This is a genomic window from Catenulispora yoronensis (assembly GCF_039531695.1).
Taxonomy (GTDB): domain Bacteria; phylum Actinomycetota; class Actinomycetes; order Streptomycetales; family Catenulisporaceae; genus Catenulispora; species Catenulispora yoronensis.
Genome location: NZ_BAAAQN010000050.1, coordinates 59,370 through 75,420 on the forward strand (window position 1 = coordinate 59,370; position 16,051 = coordinate 75,420).

Consider the following 16,051-nt stretch of genomic DNA (forward strand, 5'->3'; position numbering starts at 1 on the left):
GGCGACGCGAAGACCCGCCCACCAATGCCAATACCAATGCCGATGCCGATGCCGATGCCGTTGTCCGACACCGCGGCCCGGCCGGCCAGAAGCTGACGCCTCCACCCGGCCGGGCGCCCGAATCCCTCCGCTACGGCAACGCCGGCGCGCTCCGGTTGGCGAAGTAGTTCCACTGCCCGAACACGCCCACCATGTTCGCGAGCGCCGAGGCGGCCGCGGCCGGCACGACCCCGGTGTCCCCGCTCACCACCACTTCGTCGATCACCGCGGCCTCGGTCCGCACGTAGTCCGCCTCCGGCCCCGGAATCGCCGCGTTGTCGGCCAGCAGCAGCGGCCCGCCGTTCGCGCCGACCAGGGCCCCGCCGGCCAACGCGTCCGGCCAGTTGTAGCCGGTGGCCAGGCCCACGGTGTGCGGCGCGCTTCCGGCGACGAAGAACGTCCTGGCCACCGCCGCCGCCGTGGCGAACCGGTCCGGTCCGGCCGCCGTCTGCACCCGGTTGGCCGGGAACCTGGTCCGCAGCGCCGCGACGCCCTGGTCGCCGACCCCGATCAGCTGGGTGTTCGGGCCGACGTGGGCGGCCAGGTACGCGGCCGTGGACGCGGGCAGCGTCCGGTCGTCGGACAGCAGCACCACGCCGCCGGTGCTCGCGGCCGCGGCCCCGGCGGCCAGCGCGTCGGGGAAGTTGTTGCCGGTGGCGACCAGGATCCGGTCCGGAGCGGGGTTGACCGCGCCGGCGATGGCCGTGGCGGTGGCGTACCGGTCGGCGCCGGCCAGCCGGTGGATGGTGTATCCGAGCCCTGCGACCTGCGCCTCCACCTTCGCGGACAGGGCGCCGGTGTCGCCGAGCAGGTAGACCGCGCCGCCGGGCGGCAGGGCGCGGCGGATCTCGGCGGCGGTGCGGTCGTCGAGGCTGCCGGTGCCGGTCAGCAGCAGCGGGCCGCCGAGCCGGCCGGCCAGCGCCGAGCCGGCCAGGGCGTCGGCGAAGGTGTCGGACCGGGACAGGACCACCGCCTGCGCGACCCGTCCGCCGTTGCGGCCGGTGCCGCCGGGCAGCGCGGTGTCGTAGCCGAGGTGGGAGGCGCGGACGGCGGTGTCGATGCGGTCCGGGCCGCCGACCCGGTCCAGCGCCGCCTTGCGCAGCGGCTGCCAGGCCGGCGCGTTGTCGATCACGCCGGCCGCGGGCTCGGCCTCCACCGGGTTCTCCGACAGCGAGTGGACGTCGATGACCCAGATCCGCCGGGTGCTCCCGACCACGCCGCCCTCGAAGGCGATGCGGTTGCCCTCGGCCGACCACGACGGGTGGAACGCCTGCAGGCCGCTGGTGCCGATCAGGTTCTCCGGCCCGCCGGGCGCCTTCACCCAGATCGCGGCGTCGCGGTCGTAGGCCAGCCGCGAGCCGTCCGGCGACCAGGCCGGCCAGGTGCCGACCGCGAACTGCGTCGGCGTGCCGGCGAACTTCCAGATCATGACGTTGTTCGTGCCGCCGCTGCTGCGCACGAAGGCCAGGTCGCCGTTGGGCGCGAGGCTGGGTTCGAAGTCGTTGGTCCCGGTCGGCGAGAACAGCGACCGGTCGCCGCGGCCGTCGGCCCAGGCCACGAAGATCTGCGCGGCCGCCGCGCGCCGGGTGAAGTAGACTTCCCGGCCGCTCGGCGCCCAGGCCGGCTCGCTGTCGGTGGCGCCCGCCCCCGGGCTGCTGACCCGCACCGGGTTCGTGCCGTCGATGCCGGCCACCCAGATGGCGCCGGTGTCGTGGTCGCCGAACGCGACGCGGCTGCCGTCCGGCGACACCGCGGGCTCGAAGATCTGCGAGGTCGCCGACAGCCCGTTGCCGGACGGGTGGAAAGCCCGGGCCCCGGAGCCGTCGGGGTTGGTGATCACCAGGGTGCCGGTGTTGCCCGGTCCGGTGCGGGTGAAGACGATCGAGCCGGGCGCGGTGTCGAAGGCGTGCGCCGGGACCGCGGCCTCCACGCCCGCCGCCGCCAGCAGTGCCGACGTCGCGGTGACCGCCCAGGCTCTCGCTCGCCGTTTCATCTGGTTCCCCCTCGGTGTGGATGTCAGGGCACGATTATGTGCCCGAACGCTGTAAGAGTTCTGACAAACCTGGTCCGGAGGGCCGCGCCGCGCCGGCCGGTCGACCGGTCAGGACCTGCGGAATCACGCCGATCGGCCCCGCGACGGTCGGCCCGTCGGCCGTCGCCCCCTCCCCGCCGGACCACGGACAATCCGTGGCGGTGAAACCGATTCTGGCGAACCCGCGGCCCGGACGGAACGGGAATGGGTCCGGCAATACCCGTTCGACGGACATCCGCCCGCTGCCGCGATCAGTGAGCCGGAGGGAGCGCCGGCGCGCGGTCCCGATGCGGACAGCTGATCATCTCGTCGGCGTTCGCTCGTAGGATGCGGCAATGCAAATCTCCAGACTGTCGCAGAGTCCGGGTATCGAGCAGCACGAGTTCCCCTTTGACCCCAGCTACGGGCTGGACCTCGAAGGGCTGCGCCAGGTTCCCGCGCCCGACAACGCGCCCGCGGACTTCGCCGAGTACTGGCAGCGGGCCCATGACCGCGCGCGGGCGGTCTCCGTCGAGCCGCGCCTCGGCGCCAAGGTCGGCCCGACCGTCAACGGCGTCGACGTGTACGAGGTCTCCTACACCTCGGTCGGCGGTGTCCACATCGGCGGTTGGCTGGCGGCGCCCGCGGACGGCGTCGTGGACCGCGGCTTCGTGATCGGCCACGGCTACGGCGGCCGGGAGGAGGCCGACACCTTGCTGCCCGCGCCGCGCGCCGCCGCGATCTTCCCGGTGCTGCGTGGCCTGCCCACGAAGAGTCTGCTGCCCGGGGTGCCGTCCGACTCGCAGGGCCACGTATTGCAGGGTATTGAGTCGGTCGACGACTACCTCATCGGGGCCTGCGTCGCGGATGTCTGGTGCGCCGCGACCGCGCTGACCGAGCTGGTCCCGGCCGCCGCGCGCCGCCTGGACTACAGCGGCATCAGCTTCGGCGGCGGCGTCGGCGCGCTGGCACTGCCGTGGGACGACCGGTTCAGCTCCGCCCAGCTGATCGTTCCCACCTTCGGCAACCATCCGTTGCGGGTGACGCTCGACTGCGTCGGCAGCGGCGCGGCGGTGCGTGAGCGCTATGAGAAGGACCCGCAGGTCCTCGACGTCCTGGCCTACTTCGACGCCGCGACGGCGGCCCGCCACCTGAGCATTCCGGTCCAGGCGGTGCCGGCGCTGTTCGACCCCTCGGTCCCGCCGCCGGGGCAGTTCGCGATCGTCAACGCGCTGGCCGGAGAGGTCGACGTGCAGTTGGCGACCGCGGGCCACTTCATGGAGTACCCCGAGTTTGCGGAGGAGCTCGGGAACCTGGCGCTCGCGACGCGACGGTTCTTCGCCGAGTAGCACGTAGCACATGGCGTAGCGCTCAGCGCTTCGGCGACAAACCACGCACGGCCCCGGCACTGGAGCTGCCGGGGCCGTGCATTGTGCCGTACACCAATCAGTATTGCTCGTGAGTGCCCTTCTCAGCTACCTGCTACGGCAGCGTCCATTTCTGAGCATTGGTGCCGTTGCAGTCCCAGATCTGCACCTGGGTGCCCGACGTCGTGGTGGCGCCGGGGACGTCCAGGCAGCGTCCGGACTGCGGGTTGAGCAGCGATCCGTTCGACTGCGGGACGAACACCTGCGATCCGGTGCCGTTGCAGTCGTAGAGATCGACCTTCGTGCCGTTCGCCGTGCCCGCCGCGTAGACGTCCAGGCACTTTCCGAGGACGTGCAGCGTGCTGCCGGCCTGGACCACGGACCACTGCTGCGCCGCGGTGCCGTTGCAGGTGTAGATCTGCACCGGGTTGTAGTTCGCGGTGCTGGAGCTGCGGTCGTCCAGGCAGATGTTGGAGCCGACGCCGCTGTGGATCGGCCCGGCGCCCGGCGGGGGCGGCGGCGGAGTGCTGCCGCCGTTGGTGGTGTACGCCGCGACGTAGTCGACCCGCATGGTGCCGCCGGAGGCGGTGGAGCCGGTCGGGGTGGTGCAGCCGCAGACGCCGTTCGGGAAGCCGCCGCCCATCGCCAGGTCGAGGATGATCGACAGGTTGTGGTCGAAGGCCTGCTGCCAGGTCGCAGTGCCGACCTGCGACTCGTTGACGCTGAAGTACTGGCTGCCGTCCAGCGAGAACGCGATCGACTCCGCCGAGGTGTTCGTGCGGTCCAGCACCATGGTGTAGGTGTGGAAGCCGCTCTGGCACCCGGAGCAGCCGCGCAGGCCGCTGCCGATGCCGTTGCCCTCGTTGCACACGCCGCCGGGGTAGGTGCCGCAGTGGATGGTGCCGGCCACCTCCGACAGGGCGTTGACGTCCTCCATGATGTCGATCTCGCCGTTCTCGGGCCACTGGCCCGGGCCCAGCATCCAGAACGCCGGCCAATAGCCGAGGCCGCCGGTGGGCTGCTGGATCGAGGCGGTGACCATCAGCTTGCCGCCGGCCGGGGCGCCGACGTTGGCCGAGGTGGTCTGCACCCGCCCGGAGGTCCAGTTGCTGCCGCTGCCCAGCGCGGTGATGTCGAGGTTGCCGCCGCCGTCCAGGTGGACGTTGGAGGTCGAGTTCGTCATCGTCTCGATCTCGCCGGTGCCGAAGTTCGAGCCGGGGCCGGTGTCGTACATCCACTGGCCGCCGATCCCGCTGCCGGACGAACCGTTGAAGTCGTCCAGGAACACCTGGTTCCAGCCGGTGGGAGTCGGCGGTGCCGAGGCGTTGGCCGCGGCGTCGGGCAGGACGGCCCAGGCCGTCACGGCCAGCGCCAGCGGGGCGGCCAGGGCGGCCAGGCGGGTGCGGAGCCGGTGCGGCCGGCGGGCGGTGCGGGGTGGCGATTGCGGTGGGGATGGGGACATTTACGTCGCTCCTGAGGTTGACGCACCATGAAGACCGCGCAAGCCAGGACGCGGGTCGGGGCCATTGCCGCACCCCTCGGTCCGAGGGTTGTGGGCCCTCGGCCGAGGGTGGGTCAGGTCGCTCGTCCGGGCTTCGCGAGGTCTATACCATTGCGCGCGCAACGCTCATGAAAGCGCTCTCATGTCGGGCTGTCCAGCGGCCGTGACCAAGAATTTTGACTTTCTTGGGGCTCCGGGCCTTACCAGTTCCAGGCTGCACGGAAACGATTCCGGGCGGCGCGGTGCTCCGCCGCTCGTCACGGCCTCGTTTCGGCATGCGCACGGCCCCGGCGAGGGCTCGCCGGGGCCGTGACCGATTCGGGGGATCGGATGAAAAGGATCAAGCGAAAAGGATCAAGCGGTGCGGATGACATCCATGAAAGCGCTCACCGAGAACTCGGCGTTGCCGACGCCCGGGCGGCCGTAGCCGGGCGGCACCGGCAGCTTGTGCTTCTCGAAGGTGTCGCGCCAGGCGCGCAGCAGCTTCACGAAGTACTCCAGCGGCGGGCCCTCCTGGCGGCCGAGGTTGCTGGTCGGCTCCGGGCACCAGGTGGTGAACCGCGGCACCACGCCGTGGCTCATGAAGAACTCCAGGCCCTCGGTGGTGGAGGCGATGGCCTGGTCGATGTCGGTGAAGCCGTGCGGCTTGGCCATCTCCACGCCGCCGACGAAGTTCGGGATCACGTGGGTCGGGCCGAACACCTCGGCGGCGTCCAGGATCCGCTTGACCCACTCGTCGCGGCCGACGTAGCGGTCCTTGCCGGGGCAGATCCAGTTGAACAGCTCGGCGTCCCAGACCTCGTAGTTGGGGTGGTAGATGCGGTAGCCGGCGTCCTTGAGCATCTTGACCTCGTCCAGCGGCAGCGCCTGGACCACGGCCTTGGGGATCCAGCGGCCCGGGAAGCGGGACTCGATGGCCTCGGCGAAGCGGGCGTAGAACTCGCCCTCGCGCATCCCGTCCAGCTTCTTGGTGATCGAGCCGCCGGTGACGGTGTAGGCCTGGGAGACGGTGTCGTGCTGGTTGATCAGGCTCATCGCCTCGACGATGTCGTCGAGCTCCTTGACCGCCGTGTACTCGCGGCCGTTGGCCCGCTGCTGGCGGAAGTTCTCGTTGAGGTCGCAGAAGCGGCACTCCTCGTCCCGGCCCCAGTACTGGCACAGCCGGTAGACGGTGAGATAGACCAGGTAGCCCCACTCGATGGCCGGCGCGATCTCGCTGATCTTCTTGCCCGAGGACAGAGTGTGGCTGTAGTAGCCGGGGATCGGCGGGAACTCCAGGTCGCACAGGAACCGGCCCTCGCACGCCAGCGTCAGCTTGCCGTCGCGCAGCTCGACGACGTACGGGCTGTCCGGCGCCACCCGGGTGGAGACCACGGTGCGCCGCAGGTCGTACGGGCCGCCGGTCATCCGGATCTCCTCCGGCGCCCGGAACGCGGCGTGTTCGGCCATCTCCGCGACCGGCACCAGGTCGAACGTGAAGATGAAGTAGTCCTTGGGCTTGTAGCCGCTGGCCACGCGCAGCGCGTCCGGGCTGAAGGCCAGACCCTGGCGCAGGATGTCCTGTTTGATCACGGCCTCGGCGGGCAGGTCGGGGAACTCCGCCATCATGCGTTCCAGCTCGCGGGTGGTGGCTCCGGTGGTGGCTCCGGTGCCGCCCTGCTGTTCGGCGACCATCGTGGACCCCGCTTCCGCCTGGTTCGGGTGAGATTCTGACTGTCAAATATCCCACGGATCTGTTACTGGACGGTGCGCGGGGTCCCTATGGCGGGTCCCGATGGCGGGTCGCGGCGGTCGGGGCCCGGGACGGTTCGGGCCCCTTACGCGTCTCCCCGGGCGGACCCCACCGGCTACCGGACCCCCGGCGCGTGCAGCACCGCGTTGATCTCCGGACCGGCCGCGGCCTTGCCGAAGCCGCCGTTGAGCACCAGCGCGGCGAAGGCGATGTCGTGCGCCTTGTCGAAGACGACCATCCAGCTGTCGGTGGTGTGGGTCTTGGCGCTGTCGGCGGACTCCGCCGAGCCGGTCTTGGCGGCGATGCCGGTCAGGCCGCCGAAGACGTTGGCCGCGGTGCCGGAGGTGGCCACGCCCTCCATGAGCGTCGTCAGCTGCTGGGAGACGCCGGCCGGCAGCGGCGTGGCGGTGATCGTCGGCGCGCCCGGCACCAGGACCGGCTGGTGGAACTGGCCGGCGCAGACGGTGGCCGCGACCGAGGCCATCACCAGCGGCGACATCGTGATGTCGCCCTGGCCGAAGGCGTCGCGGGCGAACGTGCCCTTGCCGGTGGCCGGGATCACCTGCTGGTCCTTGGCGGTGCCGTAGGTGGCCGCGCCCATGCCCAGGTCCCACTTCTGGTTCAGGCCGAAGTAGGTCTTGCCCTCCTCGGCCAGCGCCCCGTAGTCGGTGCCGAGCTTGCCGTCCAGCGCCAGGTGGACGAACGCGGTGTTGCAGGACTGCAGGAAGGCGTCCCGGAGTGTGGCCCCCGGGATGCCGTTGGCCAGGTCCTTGTCGTTGGTGATGTCCTTGCCCTCGACGTTCACCTTCGGGTCGCAGGTCACCGGGTCGGTGGGCTTCAGGCCCTTCTGCAATGCCAGCGCCGTGGTGAGCACCTTGAACGTCGATCCCGGGGCCCGGGTGGCCTGGGTCGCTATGTTGCCCGGGCCGTTGGTCGCGATGCCCAGGATGTCGCCGGTCGAGGGCTGGATGGCGACCATCCCGGAGTTCGGGAACTGCTTCACCGCCGCCTCCATCGCGTTCTGCACGGCCGGCCGCAGCGTCGTCTTCACCGTCATCGGCGCGGTGGAGGCGGCGCCGATCGAGACCGGCTGTGCGCCGCTGAGCGGCGCGCCGGTGTTGGCGTCGGTGAACTCGATGGTCAGCGCCAGCGGCGTCTGCCCGGTCGGCACGTGGGTGGAGAGCAGGTTGACGGTGTTGGCCAGCGTCGGATGCGCCTTGGTGTCGATCTTGGTGCCGGTGGCGTCGGTGACGGTCATCTTCGGCGGCGCCGCCTTGAGCAGCGTGGTCGACAGCAGCGCGGGGTGGATGACCGAGTAGCTCCAGTGCACCTGCGGCTGCCCGCCGGAGCCCTGGACCAGGTTCAGCCCGGACTTGTACTGCCACGTCAGGTTGGTGCCGAAGTCGTCGGCCACGGCGAACGAGAAGTGCGCGATCGCCGGCGCGGCGGTCGAGGTCGGGGGCGCCGCCGCGGTCGGCGTACCGGCGGTCGAGCTCGAACCGGAGCCGCCGCCGGAGCCGCCGGACGGAGTGCCGGAACCGGAAGCCGACGGGTCCGACTGCTCACCCAGGGTCAGCGTGATCTTCTGCGGCGCCAGCGACGTCATCTCGGCCTTCAGCCCGGCCTCGGCGTTCGCCGCGTTGTCGGTGTAGGAGGCGGCCTTGTGCCAGTCGCCGGCCGCCCACGCGTCCAGGAACGCCTGCGCGACGGTCTGCGGCGAGGCGACCGTTTCCGACGGCGTGGGCGCCACGCCGACCGCGCCGCCGGAACCGTTGCCGCTCTTGCCCTTGGAACCCCCGCCGCAACCGCTGATGCCGACGAGCGCGGCCACCGTCAGAACGCACAGCGCCGGACGCGCCGCCTTCGCCATTCGCCCAACCGTCATATGGGGCCTCCCCGTATCTTCACGCGACCGCGGCACGGACGTGTCGGCGGTCAACCTATCCGATCGTGTTCTCGGGTCTTCCGGATGTCAGACCTTTACATCCCGGTTGATCCTGGATTGGTGCACTGGGCTGGATGCTTTCCTCCCTGGTGTATGACGCGACGGCCCGCCGATCGGATGCGTACGGAAATCCCCGGCGCTCCCGCGATGAGTTCACGCCGCCCCCGGGGTCAGTATCTGTGGGGATCCAAGTCTTGAAAGGTTGGCACCGTGACCCTGACGGCAGATCACGACGACATCGCGGAACACGCCGCGCCCTACCGGCGCGAGCTGCTGGCGCACTGCTACCGCATGCTCGGCTCGATGCACGACGCCGAGGACGCCGTGCAGGAGACCATGGTCCGCGCCTGGCAGGGTCGCGCCGGCTTCCAGGGCCGGGCCTCGCTGCGGGTCTGGCTGTACCGCATCGCCACCAACGTCTGCCTGCGCGGGCTGGAGCGCCGCGAGCGGCTCCCGATGCCGTCGGCGCTGGGCGCGCCGAGCCGGGAGCCGGACGTGCTGCCGGTGCGCAGCCCGCCGGAGGTCCGGTGGCTGGAGCCGGCGCCGGACGCGCTGCTGCTCGGCGGCGGGACGCCGGCCGGCGGGGTCGTCGACCCGGCGGCGGTGGTGGCGCTGCGGGCCGGCGTGCGGCTGGCCTTCATCAGCGCGTTGCAGCTGCTCCCGGCCCGGCAGCGGGCGGCGCTGATCCTGCGCGACGTGCTGGCGTTCTCCGCCCAGGAGACCGCCGAGGTGCTGCAGACGTCCACGGCGGCCGTCAACAGTGCTCTACAGCGGGCCCGGGCCCAGATCGCCGGGGCCGGACTGGAGGAGGACGAGGTCCTGGAACCGTCCGAGCCGGCCGTGCGCGAGCAGCTCGGCCGCTACCTCCAGGCGTTCGAGGACGCCGACGTGAACGCCCTGCTGCGGCTGCTGCGCGACGACGTGGTGCTGGAGATGCCGCCGATGGCGGCCTGGTTCCGGGGCCGGGCGGACGCCGGCCGGTTCCTGGGCACGTACGTGCTGTCCAAGCCCGGCCAGTTCCGCAACGTCCCGATCGGCGTGAACCTCCAGACCGGGTTCGCGGCCTACCAGCTGGAGGACGACGGGATGCTGCACGCGCACGCGATCAACGCCATCACCGTCACCCGGCGCGGGATCTCGCGGATCGACGCCTTCCTGGACGCCGAGCTGTTCCCGGTCTTCGGCCTGCCCCTGGTTCTGCCCCCGGACGCGATGAATTCGCGCCGTGCCGCGGATCAGCACTTGTGAAGGTGCTTCCTCCCGGAAGCGACCGCCAACGAGTGGGAGACGTCGGGGATGTCCGATCAGTTGACGAGTCGGTCGATAAATCAAGGATCTGTCAATAAAACAAGAACCGGGTGGACGCTGCTGCTGGCGTCCCTCGGCAGTTTCATGGCGGCGCTGGACGTCGTCATCGTCGCCACCGCGATGCCCACGATGCGGGACAAGCTGCACACCGGGCTGTCGCAGATGGAATGGACGATCAACGCCTACAACCTGGTGTTCGCCGTGCTGCTGCTGACCGGCGCGGCCCTGGGGGACCGGTTCGGGCGGCGCCGGATGTACACGGTGGGGCTGGTGCTGTTCGCCGCGACCTCCGCGGCCGCGGCGCTGTCCACGACCGCGGGGGAGCTGATCGCGGCGCGCGCGGCCCAGGGCATCGGCGGCGCGGTGCTGGTGCCGTTGACGCTGACCCTGATCAGCGACGCCTTCCCGGTGGAGAAGCGGGGCGCGGCGATCGGCGTCTGGGGCGGCGTGACCGGCCTGGGCGTGGCCGCCGGCCCGGTGCTCGGCGGGGTGATCGTGCAGGAGATGACCTGGCAGTGGATCTTCTGGTTCAACGTACCGGTGGCGCTGGCGGTGGCCGCCGCGTCGTCGGTGCTGCTGACCGAGAGCCGCGGGCCGCGGCCGCAGCTGGACTTCCCGGGGCTGGCCCTGGCCGGCGTGGCGATGTTCGCTCTGACCTGGGCCCCGGTCCGCGCGCCGGAGGCGGGCTGGGCGTCGGCGGAGGTGGTCGGGTCGCTGGTGGGCGGGGCGGTGCTGGCGGTCGGGTTCGTGGTCTGGGAGCGCCGGGCGCGCTACCCGATGCTGCCGCTGGAGTACTTCCGCAACCGGGCCTTCACGACCGGGAACGTGGTCAACTTCTTCCTCACCGTGTCGTTGATCGGGTCGTTGTTCTTCATCACGCAGCTGTTCCAGAACGGGCTCGGGTACTCGCCGATGCAGGCCGGCGCCCGGATCCTGGTGTGGATGGCCATGCCGATGGTGGTCTCGCCGATCGCCGGGGCCCTCGCGGACAAGGTCGGGAACAAGCCGTTCATGGTGCTCGGGATGCTGATGCAGGGCAGCGGCGCGGCGTGGCTGGCGTCGGTGGCCACGCCGACGGTGTCGTACTGGACGCTCGTCGGGCCCCTGGTCGTCTCGGGCATGGGGATCTCGATGTGTTTCCCGGCCGTGGCCAACGCCGTCACCGGTTCGGTGCCGCCGGAGGACGCCGGGATCGCCGCGGGCGTGAACGTCGCGCTGCGCGAGCTCGGCGGGGTGTTCGGGGTCGCGATCCTGGGCGCGGTGTTCGCGGCGCACGGGGGCTACGGGTCGGCGAGCACGTTCGTGGACGGGTTCAAGCCCGCGATGTGGGTCGCCGCGCTGGTGCCGATGGGCGGCGCGGTGGCGGCGGCGTTCGCGCCGGGGAAGGCCGCCGGGAAGGGCTCGGCGGGTGTCGGCCGCGCTGCTCCGGAACTGATCGGGCAGGCGTCATGAGCGAGATGGAGGTCGGTATGTCGCAGAATTCTGAATCCCGGGAGGCCGAGTCCTCGGAGGCTGTGTTCTCGGAGGCTGTGTCCTCGGAGTCCGGGTCGCCCCGATTGCTCGCCGGTTCGACGGCGATCGTCACCGGCGCCAGCCGCGGCTTCGGCCTGGCGATCGCCACCGCCCTGGTGAAGGCCGGTGCCGAGGTGGTCGGCGTGGCCCGGGACGCGGCCCGGCTGGCGGCGGTCGCCGAGGACCTCGGCGCCGCGTTCGTCCCGGTCGCGGCCGACGTGGCCGATCCGGCGCTGCCCGCGCGGCTGCTGACGGCGCACCGGCCGTCGCTGGTGGTGCTCAACGCCGGCGCGACGCCGGAGATGCGGCCGCTGCACGAGCGCACCTGGGAGAGCTTCGCGACCGTGTGGGAGACCGACGTGCGCCAGGCCTTCGAGTGGTGCGGCGAGGCGCTGCGCTCGCCGCTGCCCGCCGGGAGCACGGTGGTGGCGGTGTCGAGCATGGCGGCGGTGGGCGGCGGATCGCCGCTCAGCGGCGGCTACGCCGGGGCGAAGGGCGCGATGCGGTTCGTCGCGTCGTACGCGGCGCAGGAGTCCGAGCGGGCCGGCCTGGGGATCAGCTTCCTGACGCTGATGCCGATGCTGACGTCGTTGACCGGGGTCGGGCGGGTCGGCGTGGCGGGCTACGCCGAGCGGCAGGGCGTCACGGTCGAGGAGTTCCTCCGGGCCCGGGGCCCGGAGCTGCGGCCGGAGCAGGTCGCCGACGCGGTGCTGACGATGCGGGACGGCCGGGCGGCGAACGGGACCGCCTTCACCCTGACCGCGCAGGGGCTGGAGGTGCTCCGATGATGGTCTTCGGGTCCTCGCGGGCCTGAGGCGCGTCCCGGGGCGGGGGATCAGGGTCCTGATCGCGAGCGCGATCGCGACACGCGATCGGGCCCTGCCGCCTCGGCGTGATCTGCCAGCACTGCCAGCCTCCGAATGTCAGTCCTGAGTCTGGCGCTGTATATGAGAGCTCGAATACGTTCACCTCGCCTCCTTCTCCCCGCTCCTGGCCTGCGCGCGCGGCTGTTCACGGCAACACACCGGCTGGTCCGGTTCGTACCGTCACTCGTCAAGCCACAACCGTACGGAGGAACGGATGACCGCTGTCATCGGCGAGGCGTCGTGGTTCTGCTGCGGCACCGCCTGGGGGCCCTGCGCCTCCGCGGGCGGGGGCGCCTGCGGGAATTGCAGCTCTGGAAAGCACCAGCACGCGTGGCCGACCGCGTCGGCCGCGTGCACGAGCATCACCGACCCCGGTGCGTGCGGGGTCGGACTGACCCAGCGCGGATGCGGGTTCGTGCACTACGTGACCAATCTCTGCAACGGCAAGGAGGTCGGCAGCTCGATCGCGGACTGCGGGCCCAATGTCCACCAGTTCTGCGGCGAGCGGACGTGCTGCGGATCCTCGTGCGGGACGAACCGCATCGTGGACCTCACCGCGTCGGCGTTCAGCGCCATCGCCAGCTTGTCCAGCGGGTTGATCCCGATCAAGGTCGACACGGTCGCGTAAGGGAGGAGACGCCATGACTTCGCAGGTGGATCGTCGGCAGTTCCTCACCCGCGCCGCGCTGGGCGGGGCCACGATCGTCGGCGCGACGGCGCTGGGGTCGCTGGCCCCGGAGGCCGCGTTCGGCGCGACCGGCCCGTCGGTCGCGCCCGGGGCCCCGGACCCGGCGTTCGCCGAGGGCCGGATCACCTCCATCAGCGGCTCGACGATCATCGCCGCCGGCTCGGACGGGACGCTCAACCGGATCCAGACCACCGGCGCGACCAGCGCGTGGAAGCTGACGCCGACGTCGGTCGGCGCGGCGCAGGTCGGTGACGGCCTGTACGCGCGCGGCGTGCGGATGCCGGACGGCACCCTGGCCGCCGACGCGCTCTGGCTGAACATCGTGAGCCTGGACGCCCACGTGGTGACCCTGGCCTCGGACAAGGTGCACCTGGACCACCAGGGCAGCCGCATCACCGGCCACGTCGTGAAGGGCGTCAGCGCCGCCGTCTACAACGGCACGCCGGCGGTCGCGGACCTGTCGCTGGTACCGGTCGGCGGCCACGTCCACGTGGTGGGCGCCTGGCGGCCGGACACCGCCGAGATCGACGTCTCGACGGTCTACGCCAAGGTCTGATCCGGTAGTCAGCCATCTCCGGGCCGACGGCGGCACGGTGCGGGCGCGGCAGGTCCGCGCCCGCACCCCCGGCGCCGGCCCGGCACCGACAGGAGGTTGATCCATGACGTGGACCGCCCAGGCCCAACCGCTGTTCCTGGCCGGGGTGCTCGGCTGGTCGGGGACTGCCAAGACGGTCACCGGCGACGCCCGCGGGCGCGTGGCCGGCACCGCACTGCACCGGCTGCTCGGGGCCCGCGTGGCCCCGGCTGCTTACGTGACGCTCGGCGCCGCCGAGCTGCTGCTGGCCCTGGCGCTGCTGGTCGCGCCGGGCCGTCCGACCGCGCTCGCCGCCGCCGCGCTGTCCTGCGGGTTCCTCGCCTATCTCGGCTACGCGGCCGTCGCGACGCCGAAGGCATCGTGCGGCTGCCTCGGCAAGAAGAAGGTGCGGCTCTCGTGGCGCACCTTCGCCCGCGCCGGACTGCTGCTGGCCGCGGCCCTGGTCGCCGCCGCCGACGCCGCGCCGCAGTGGTGGGACTCGCCGCCGCTGGTGCCGGTAGCGCTGCTGCTGGTCGGCGAGGCCGCGCTGTTCGTCGCGCTGTCGGCCGAACTGGACCGGCTGTGGCTCACGCCGCTGCGCCGGCTGCGGGTGCGGCTGACGCGTCCGCTGGCCGGGGCTCCGGACGAGGTGCCGTTGCAGGCGACCGTCAGCACCCTCGTCCGCAGTCCGGCCTACCGCGAAGTCGCGATCTGGCTGACCTCGGACGTGCTCGAACACTGGGACGCCGACGGCTGGCGGATCCTGGTCTACGGCGCGCGCCTGCCCGATCGGCCGGTGACGGCGGTGTTCGCGGTGCCGCTCGCGGGCGGGGCCGAGGGGCCGGACGTCGCCGCGGTTCGGGTGACGTTGGTCGACGAGGCCGACGTGGGCGGCGCGGCGGAGCCTCGTGCGGCCGACTTGGGTGGCGCGGCGGAGGAGGCCGGAGCACTGGCAGTGTCGTGAAGGTGAGTGCGTTCACCGTCCTGGTCGAAGATGGTGAGGATCTCCACCGCCGGACCCTCGGCGCCGATGGCGTGCGGGGTCATGGTGGAGAACTCGGCGGCGTCGCCCGCGCGGACCAGGACGGTGCGCTCGCCCAGCTGCAAGCGCGCGATGCCGGACAGCACGGTGAACCACTCCCGGCCCGGGTGCACCTGGAGGTGGTCCGGGCCGGTGGGACGCTCCGCGGTGATCCGCATCTTCGCGACGGTGACGCCGTGCATCGAGCGTTCGCGCGAGAGCAGCCACGTGGTCAGGCCGGGGGAGGAGCAGGACTGCGGGCGGATCACCACGTCCGCGTCGTCGGCGGACTCCACGAGCTGGTCCAGCGTGGTGCCCAGGGCCCGCGCGATCGGCACGAGCTGGTCCAGCGCGATGCGCCGCTGCCCGGTCTCGATGCGGCTGAGGTTCGACGGGCTCAGGTCGCAGCGCGCGGCCAGGGCGTCCAGCGTCCAGCCGCGCGCCAGGCGCAGGCCGCGGATGCGGCGGCGGACCGTGGCGTCGAGATCGACCGATTCTTGCTCCATAGGCAAGAGCGTATGCCGGATGAGCAGGCGGCGCCTATGGTGGGGGAGTGGAACATGGCGAAACGCACGGAAATCAGCACGGGCAGCACGGGCAGCATGCGCAGCACGAACCCGCGCACCACCAGCACGGACCCGGGTCCCATCAGCACGGCACCGGCTCTCACCAGCCCGATGCCGCCCAGGACGCGGAGCTCGCCGACACCCTCGACCTCGACGCCGAGGTGCTGCGCGACCACCTCGACGAGCTGATCGGCTGGGTCGCCGACCACGTGTCGGCCCCGCCGACGACCATCGCCGACGTCGGCGCCGGCACCGGGACCGGCACCCTGGCCCTGGCCCGCCGCTTCCCGGCGGCGGAGCTGATCGCGATCGACCAGTCGCCGGTGATGCTCGAACGCCTCGCCCGCTCCGCGGCGGCGAACGGCGTGGCCGACCGGCTCCGCGCCGTCCAGGCCGACCTGGACGCCGCCTGGCCGACCGAGGTCGACACCGTCGATCTGGCCTGGGCGGCCTCGTCCCTGCACCACCTCCAGCACCCCGACCGGCTGCTCGCCTCCCTCCACTCGGCGATCAGCCCCGGCGGTCTGCTGGCGGTCGTCGAGATGGACGGACTGCCGCGCTTCCTGCCCGAGGACCTCGGCATCGGACGCCCTGGCCTGGAGACCCGCTGCCGCGAAATCGCGGCCGAACTCGGCTGGAACTCCTATCCGAACTGGACGAAGCACCTGGAACGAGCCGGCTTCACAGACGTCGAGGAACGCACCTTCGACTACGCCGTGAGCCCCGCGCCGCCCACCGCCCGCCGCTACGCGCTCCGCGTCCTCGGCGGCCTGCGCCAGCACCTCGCCGACCGTCTGGACCAGGACGACCTCGACACCTTCGACGCGCTGCTGGCCCCGGACACCTCCGCCTCGATCTCGCGGCGCGACGACCTTGTCGTGCGGGGGAACCGGACTGTTTGGGTTGCGCGGCGGTAGTCAG

12 protein-coding genes and 1 pseudogene are annotated in these 16,051 nt (G+C 71.9%); 8 read left to right on the forward strand and 5 right to left on the reverse strand.

Annotated elements, in window-relative coordinates; genetic code table 11:
• Positions 1 to 130: 130 nt before the first annotated feature.
• A complete protein-coding gene (locus tag ABD481_RS32875; RefSeq protein ID WP_344669721.1) occupies positions 131 to 2,032 on the reverse strand; it encodes a cell wall-binding repeat-containing protein in 1,902 nt (633 codons plus the stop codon).
• Between the two features lie 374 nt (positions 2,033 to 2,406).
• Here ABD481_RS32875 and ABD481_RS32880 point away from each other — a divergent pair, with 374 nt between their 5' ends.
• Positions 2,407 to 3,399 (forward strand): acetylxylan esterase, encoded by a 993-nt coding sequence (locus tag ABD481_RS32880; RefSeq protein WP_344669722.1) that lies wholly within the window; start codon positions 2,407 to 2,409, stop codon positions 3,397 to 3,399.
• A gap of 133 nt (positions 3,400 to 3,532) precedes the next feature.
• Here ABD481_RS32880 and ABD481_RS32885 read toward each other — a convergent pair whose 3' ends face one another.
• The 3 genes from ABD481_RS32885 to ABD481_RS32895 form a co-directional block, all read right to left on the reverse strand.
• Positions 3,533 to 4,879 (reverse strand): ricin-type beta-trefoil lectin domain protein, encoded by a 1,347-nt coding sequence (locus ABD481_RS32885; protein ID WP_344669723.1) that lies wholly within the window; start codon positions 4,877 to 4,879, stop codon positions 3,533 to 3,535.
• A gap of 393 nt (positions 4,880 to 5,272) precedes the next feature.
• Positions 5,273 to 6,592: a radical SAM protein gene (locus ABD481_RS32890; protein WP_344669724.1), complete on the reverse strand. Its 1,320-nt coding sequence runs from the start codon at positions 6,590 to 6,592 to the stop codon at positions 5,273 to 5,275.
• 173 nt (positions 6,593 to 6,765) lie between these two features.
• A complete protein-coding gene (locus ABD481_RS32895) occupies positions 6,766 to 8,535 on the reverse strand; it encodes a penicillin-binding transpeptidase domain-containing protein (protein WP_344669725.1) in 1,770 nt (589 codons plus the stop codon).
• Between the two features lie 270 nt (positions 8,536 to 8,805).
• On the opposite strand from ABD481_RS32895, the gene ABD481_RS32900 reads away from it, so the two are divergent.
• The 6 genes from ABD481_RS32900 to ABD481_RS32925 all read left to right on the forward strand — a co-directional run bounded on the left by ABD481_RS32900 (position 8,806) and on the right by ABD481_RS32925 (position 14,507).
• Positions 8,806 to 9,843 (forward strand): sigma-70 family RNA polymerase sigma factor, encoded by a 1,038-nt coding sequence (locus ABD481_RS32900; protein WP_344669726.1) that lies wholly within the window; start codon positions 8,806 to 8,808, stop codon positions 9,841 to 9,843.
• Positions 9,844 to 9,987: 144 nt separating this feature from the next.
• Positions 9,988 to 11,355, forward strand: a complete 1,368-nt coding sequence (locus ABD481_RS32905) for an MFS transporter (RefSeq protein ID WP_425559342.1) — start codon at positions 9,988 to 9,990, stop codon at positions 11,353 to 11,355.
• Positions 11,356 to 11,372: 17 nt separating this feature from the next.
• On the forward strand, positions 11,373 to 12,203 hold the full coding sequence (locus ABD481_RS32910; RefSeq protein ID WP_344669727.1) for an SDR family oxidoreductase: 831 nt from the start codon (positions 11,373 to 11,375) through the stop codon (positions 12,201 to 12,203).
• A 292-nt stretch (positions 12,204 to 12,495) separates the two neighbouring features.
• A complete protein-coding gene (locus tag ABD481_RS32915) occupies positions 12,496 to 12,909 on the forward strand; it encodes an RlpA-like double-psi beta-barrel domain-containing protein (RefSeq protein WP_344669728.1) in 414 nt (137 codons plus the stop codon).
• Positions 12,910 to 12,922: 13 nt separating this feature from the next.
• Positions 12,923 to 13,525 carry a cell wall protein gene (locus tag ABD481_RS32920; RefSeq protein WP_344669729.1) on the forward strand — a complete coding sequence of 201 codons (603 nt, stop codon included), beginning with the start codon at positions 12,923 to 12,925 and terminating at the stop codon, positions 13,523 to 13,525.
• A gap of 103 nt (positions 13,526 to 13,628) precedes the next feature.
• Complete coding sequence (locus tag ABD481_RS32925) at positions 13,629 to 14,507, forward strand: MauE/DoxX family redox-associated membrane protein (protein ID WP_344669730.1); 879 nt, start codon at positions 13,629 to 13,631, stop codon at positions 14,505 to 14,507.
• Here the strand turns inward: ABD481_RS32925 and ABD481_RS32930 are convergent.
• Positions 14,504 to 15,070, reverse strand: a pseudogene (locus ABD481_RS32930) (helix-turn-helix domain-containing protein); the annotation flags it as partial. The gene ABD481_RS32925 and the pseudogene ABD481_RS32930 sit on opposite strands and share 4 nt — an antisense overlap.
• Positions 15,071 to 15,117: 47 nt before the next feature.
• Here ABD481_RS32930 and ABD481_RS32935 point away from each other — a divergent pair.
• Positions 15,118 to 16,047 (forward strand): class I SAM-dependent methyltransferase, encoded by a 930-nt coding sequence (locus ABD481_RS32935; RefSeq protein ID WP_425559343.1) that lies wholly within the window; start codon positions 15,118 to 15,120, stop codon positions 16,045 to 16,047.
• Positions 16,048 to 16,051 lie beyond the last annotated feature (4 nt).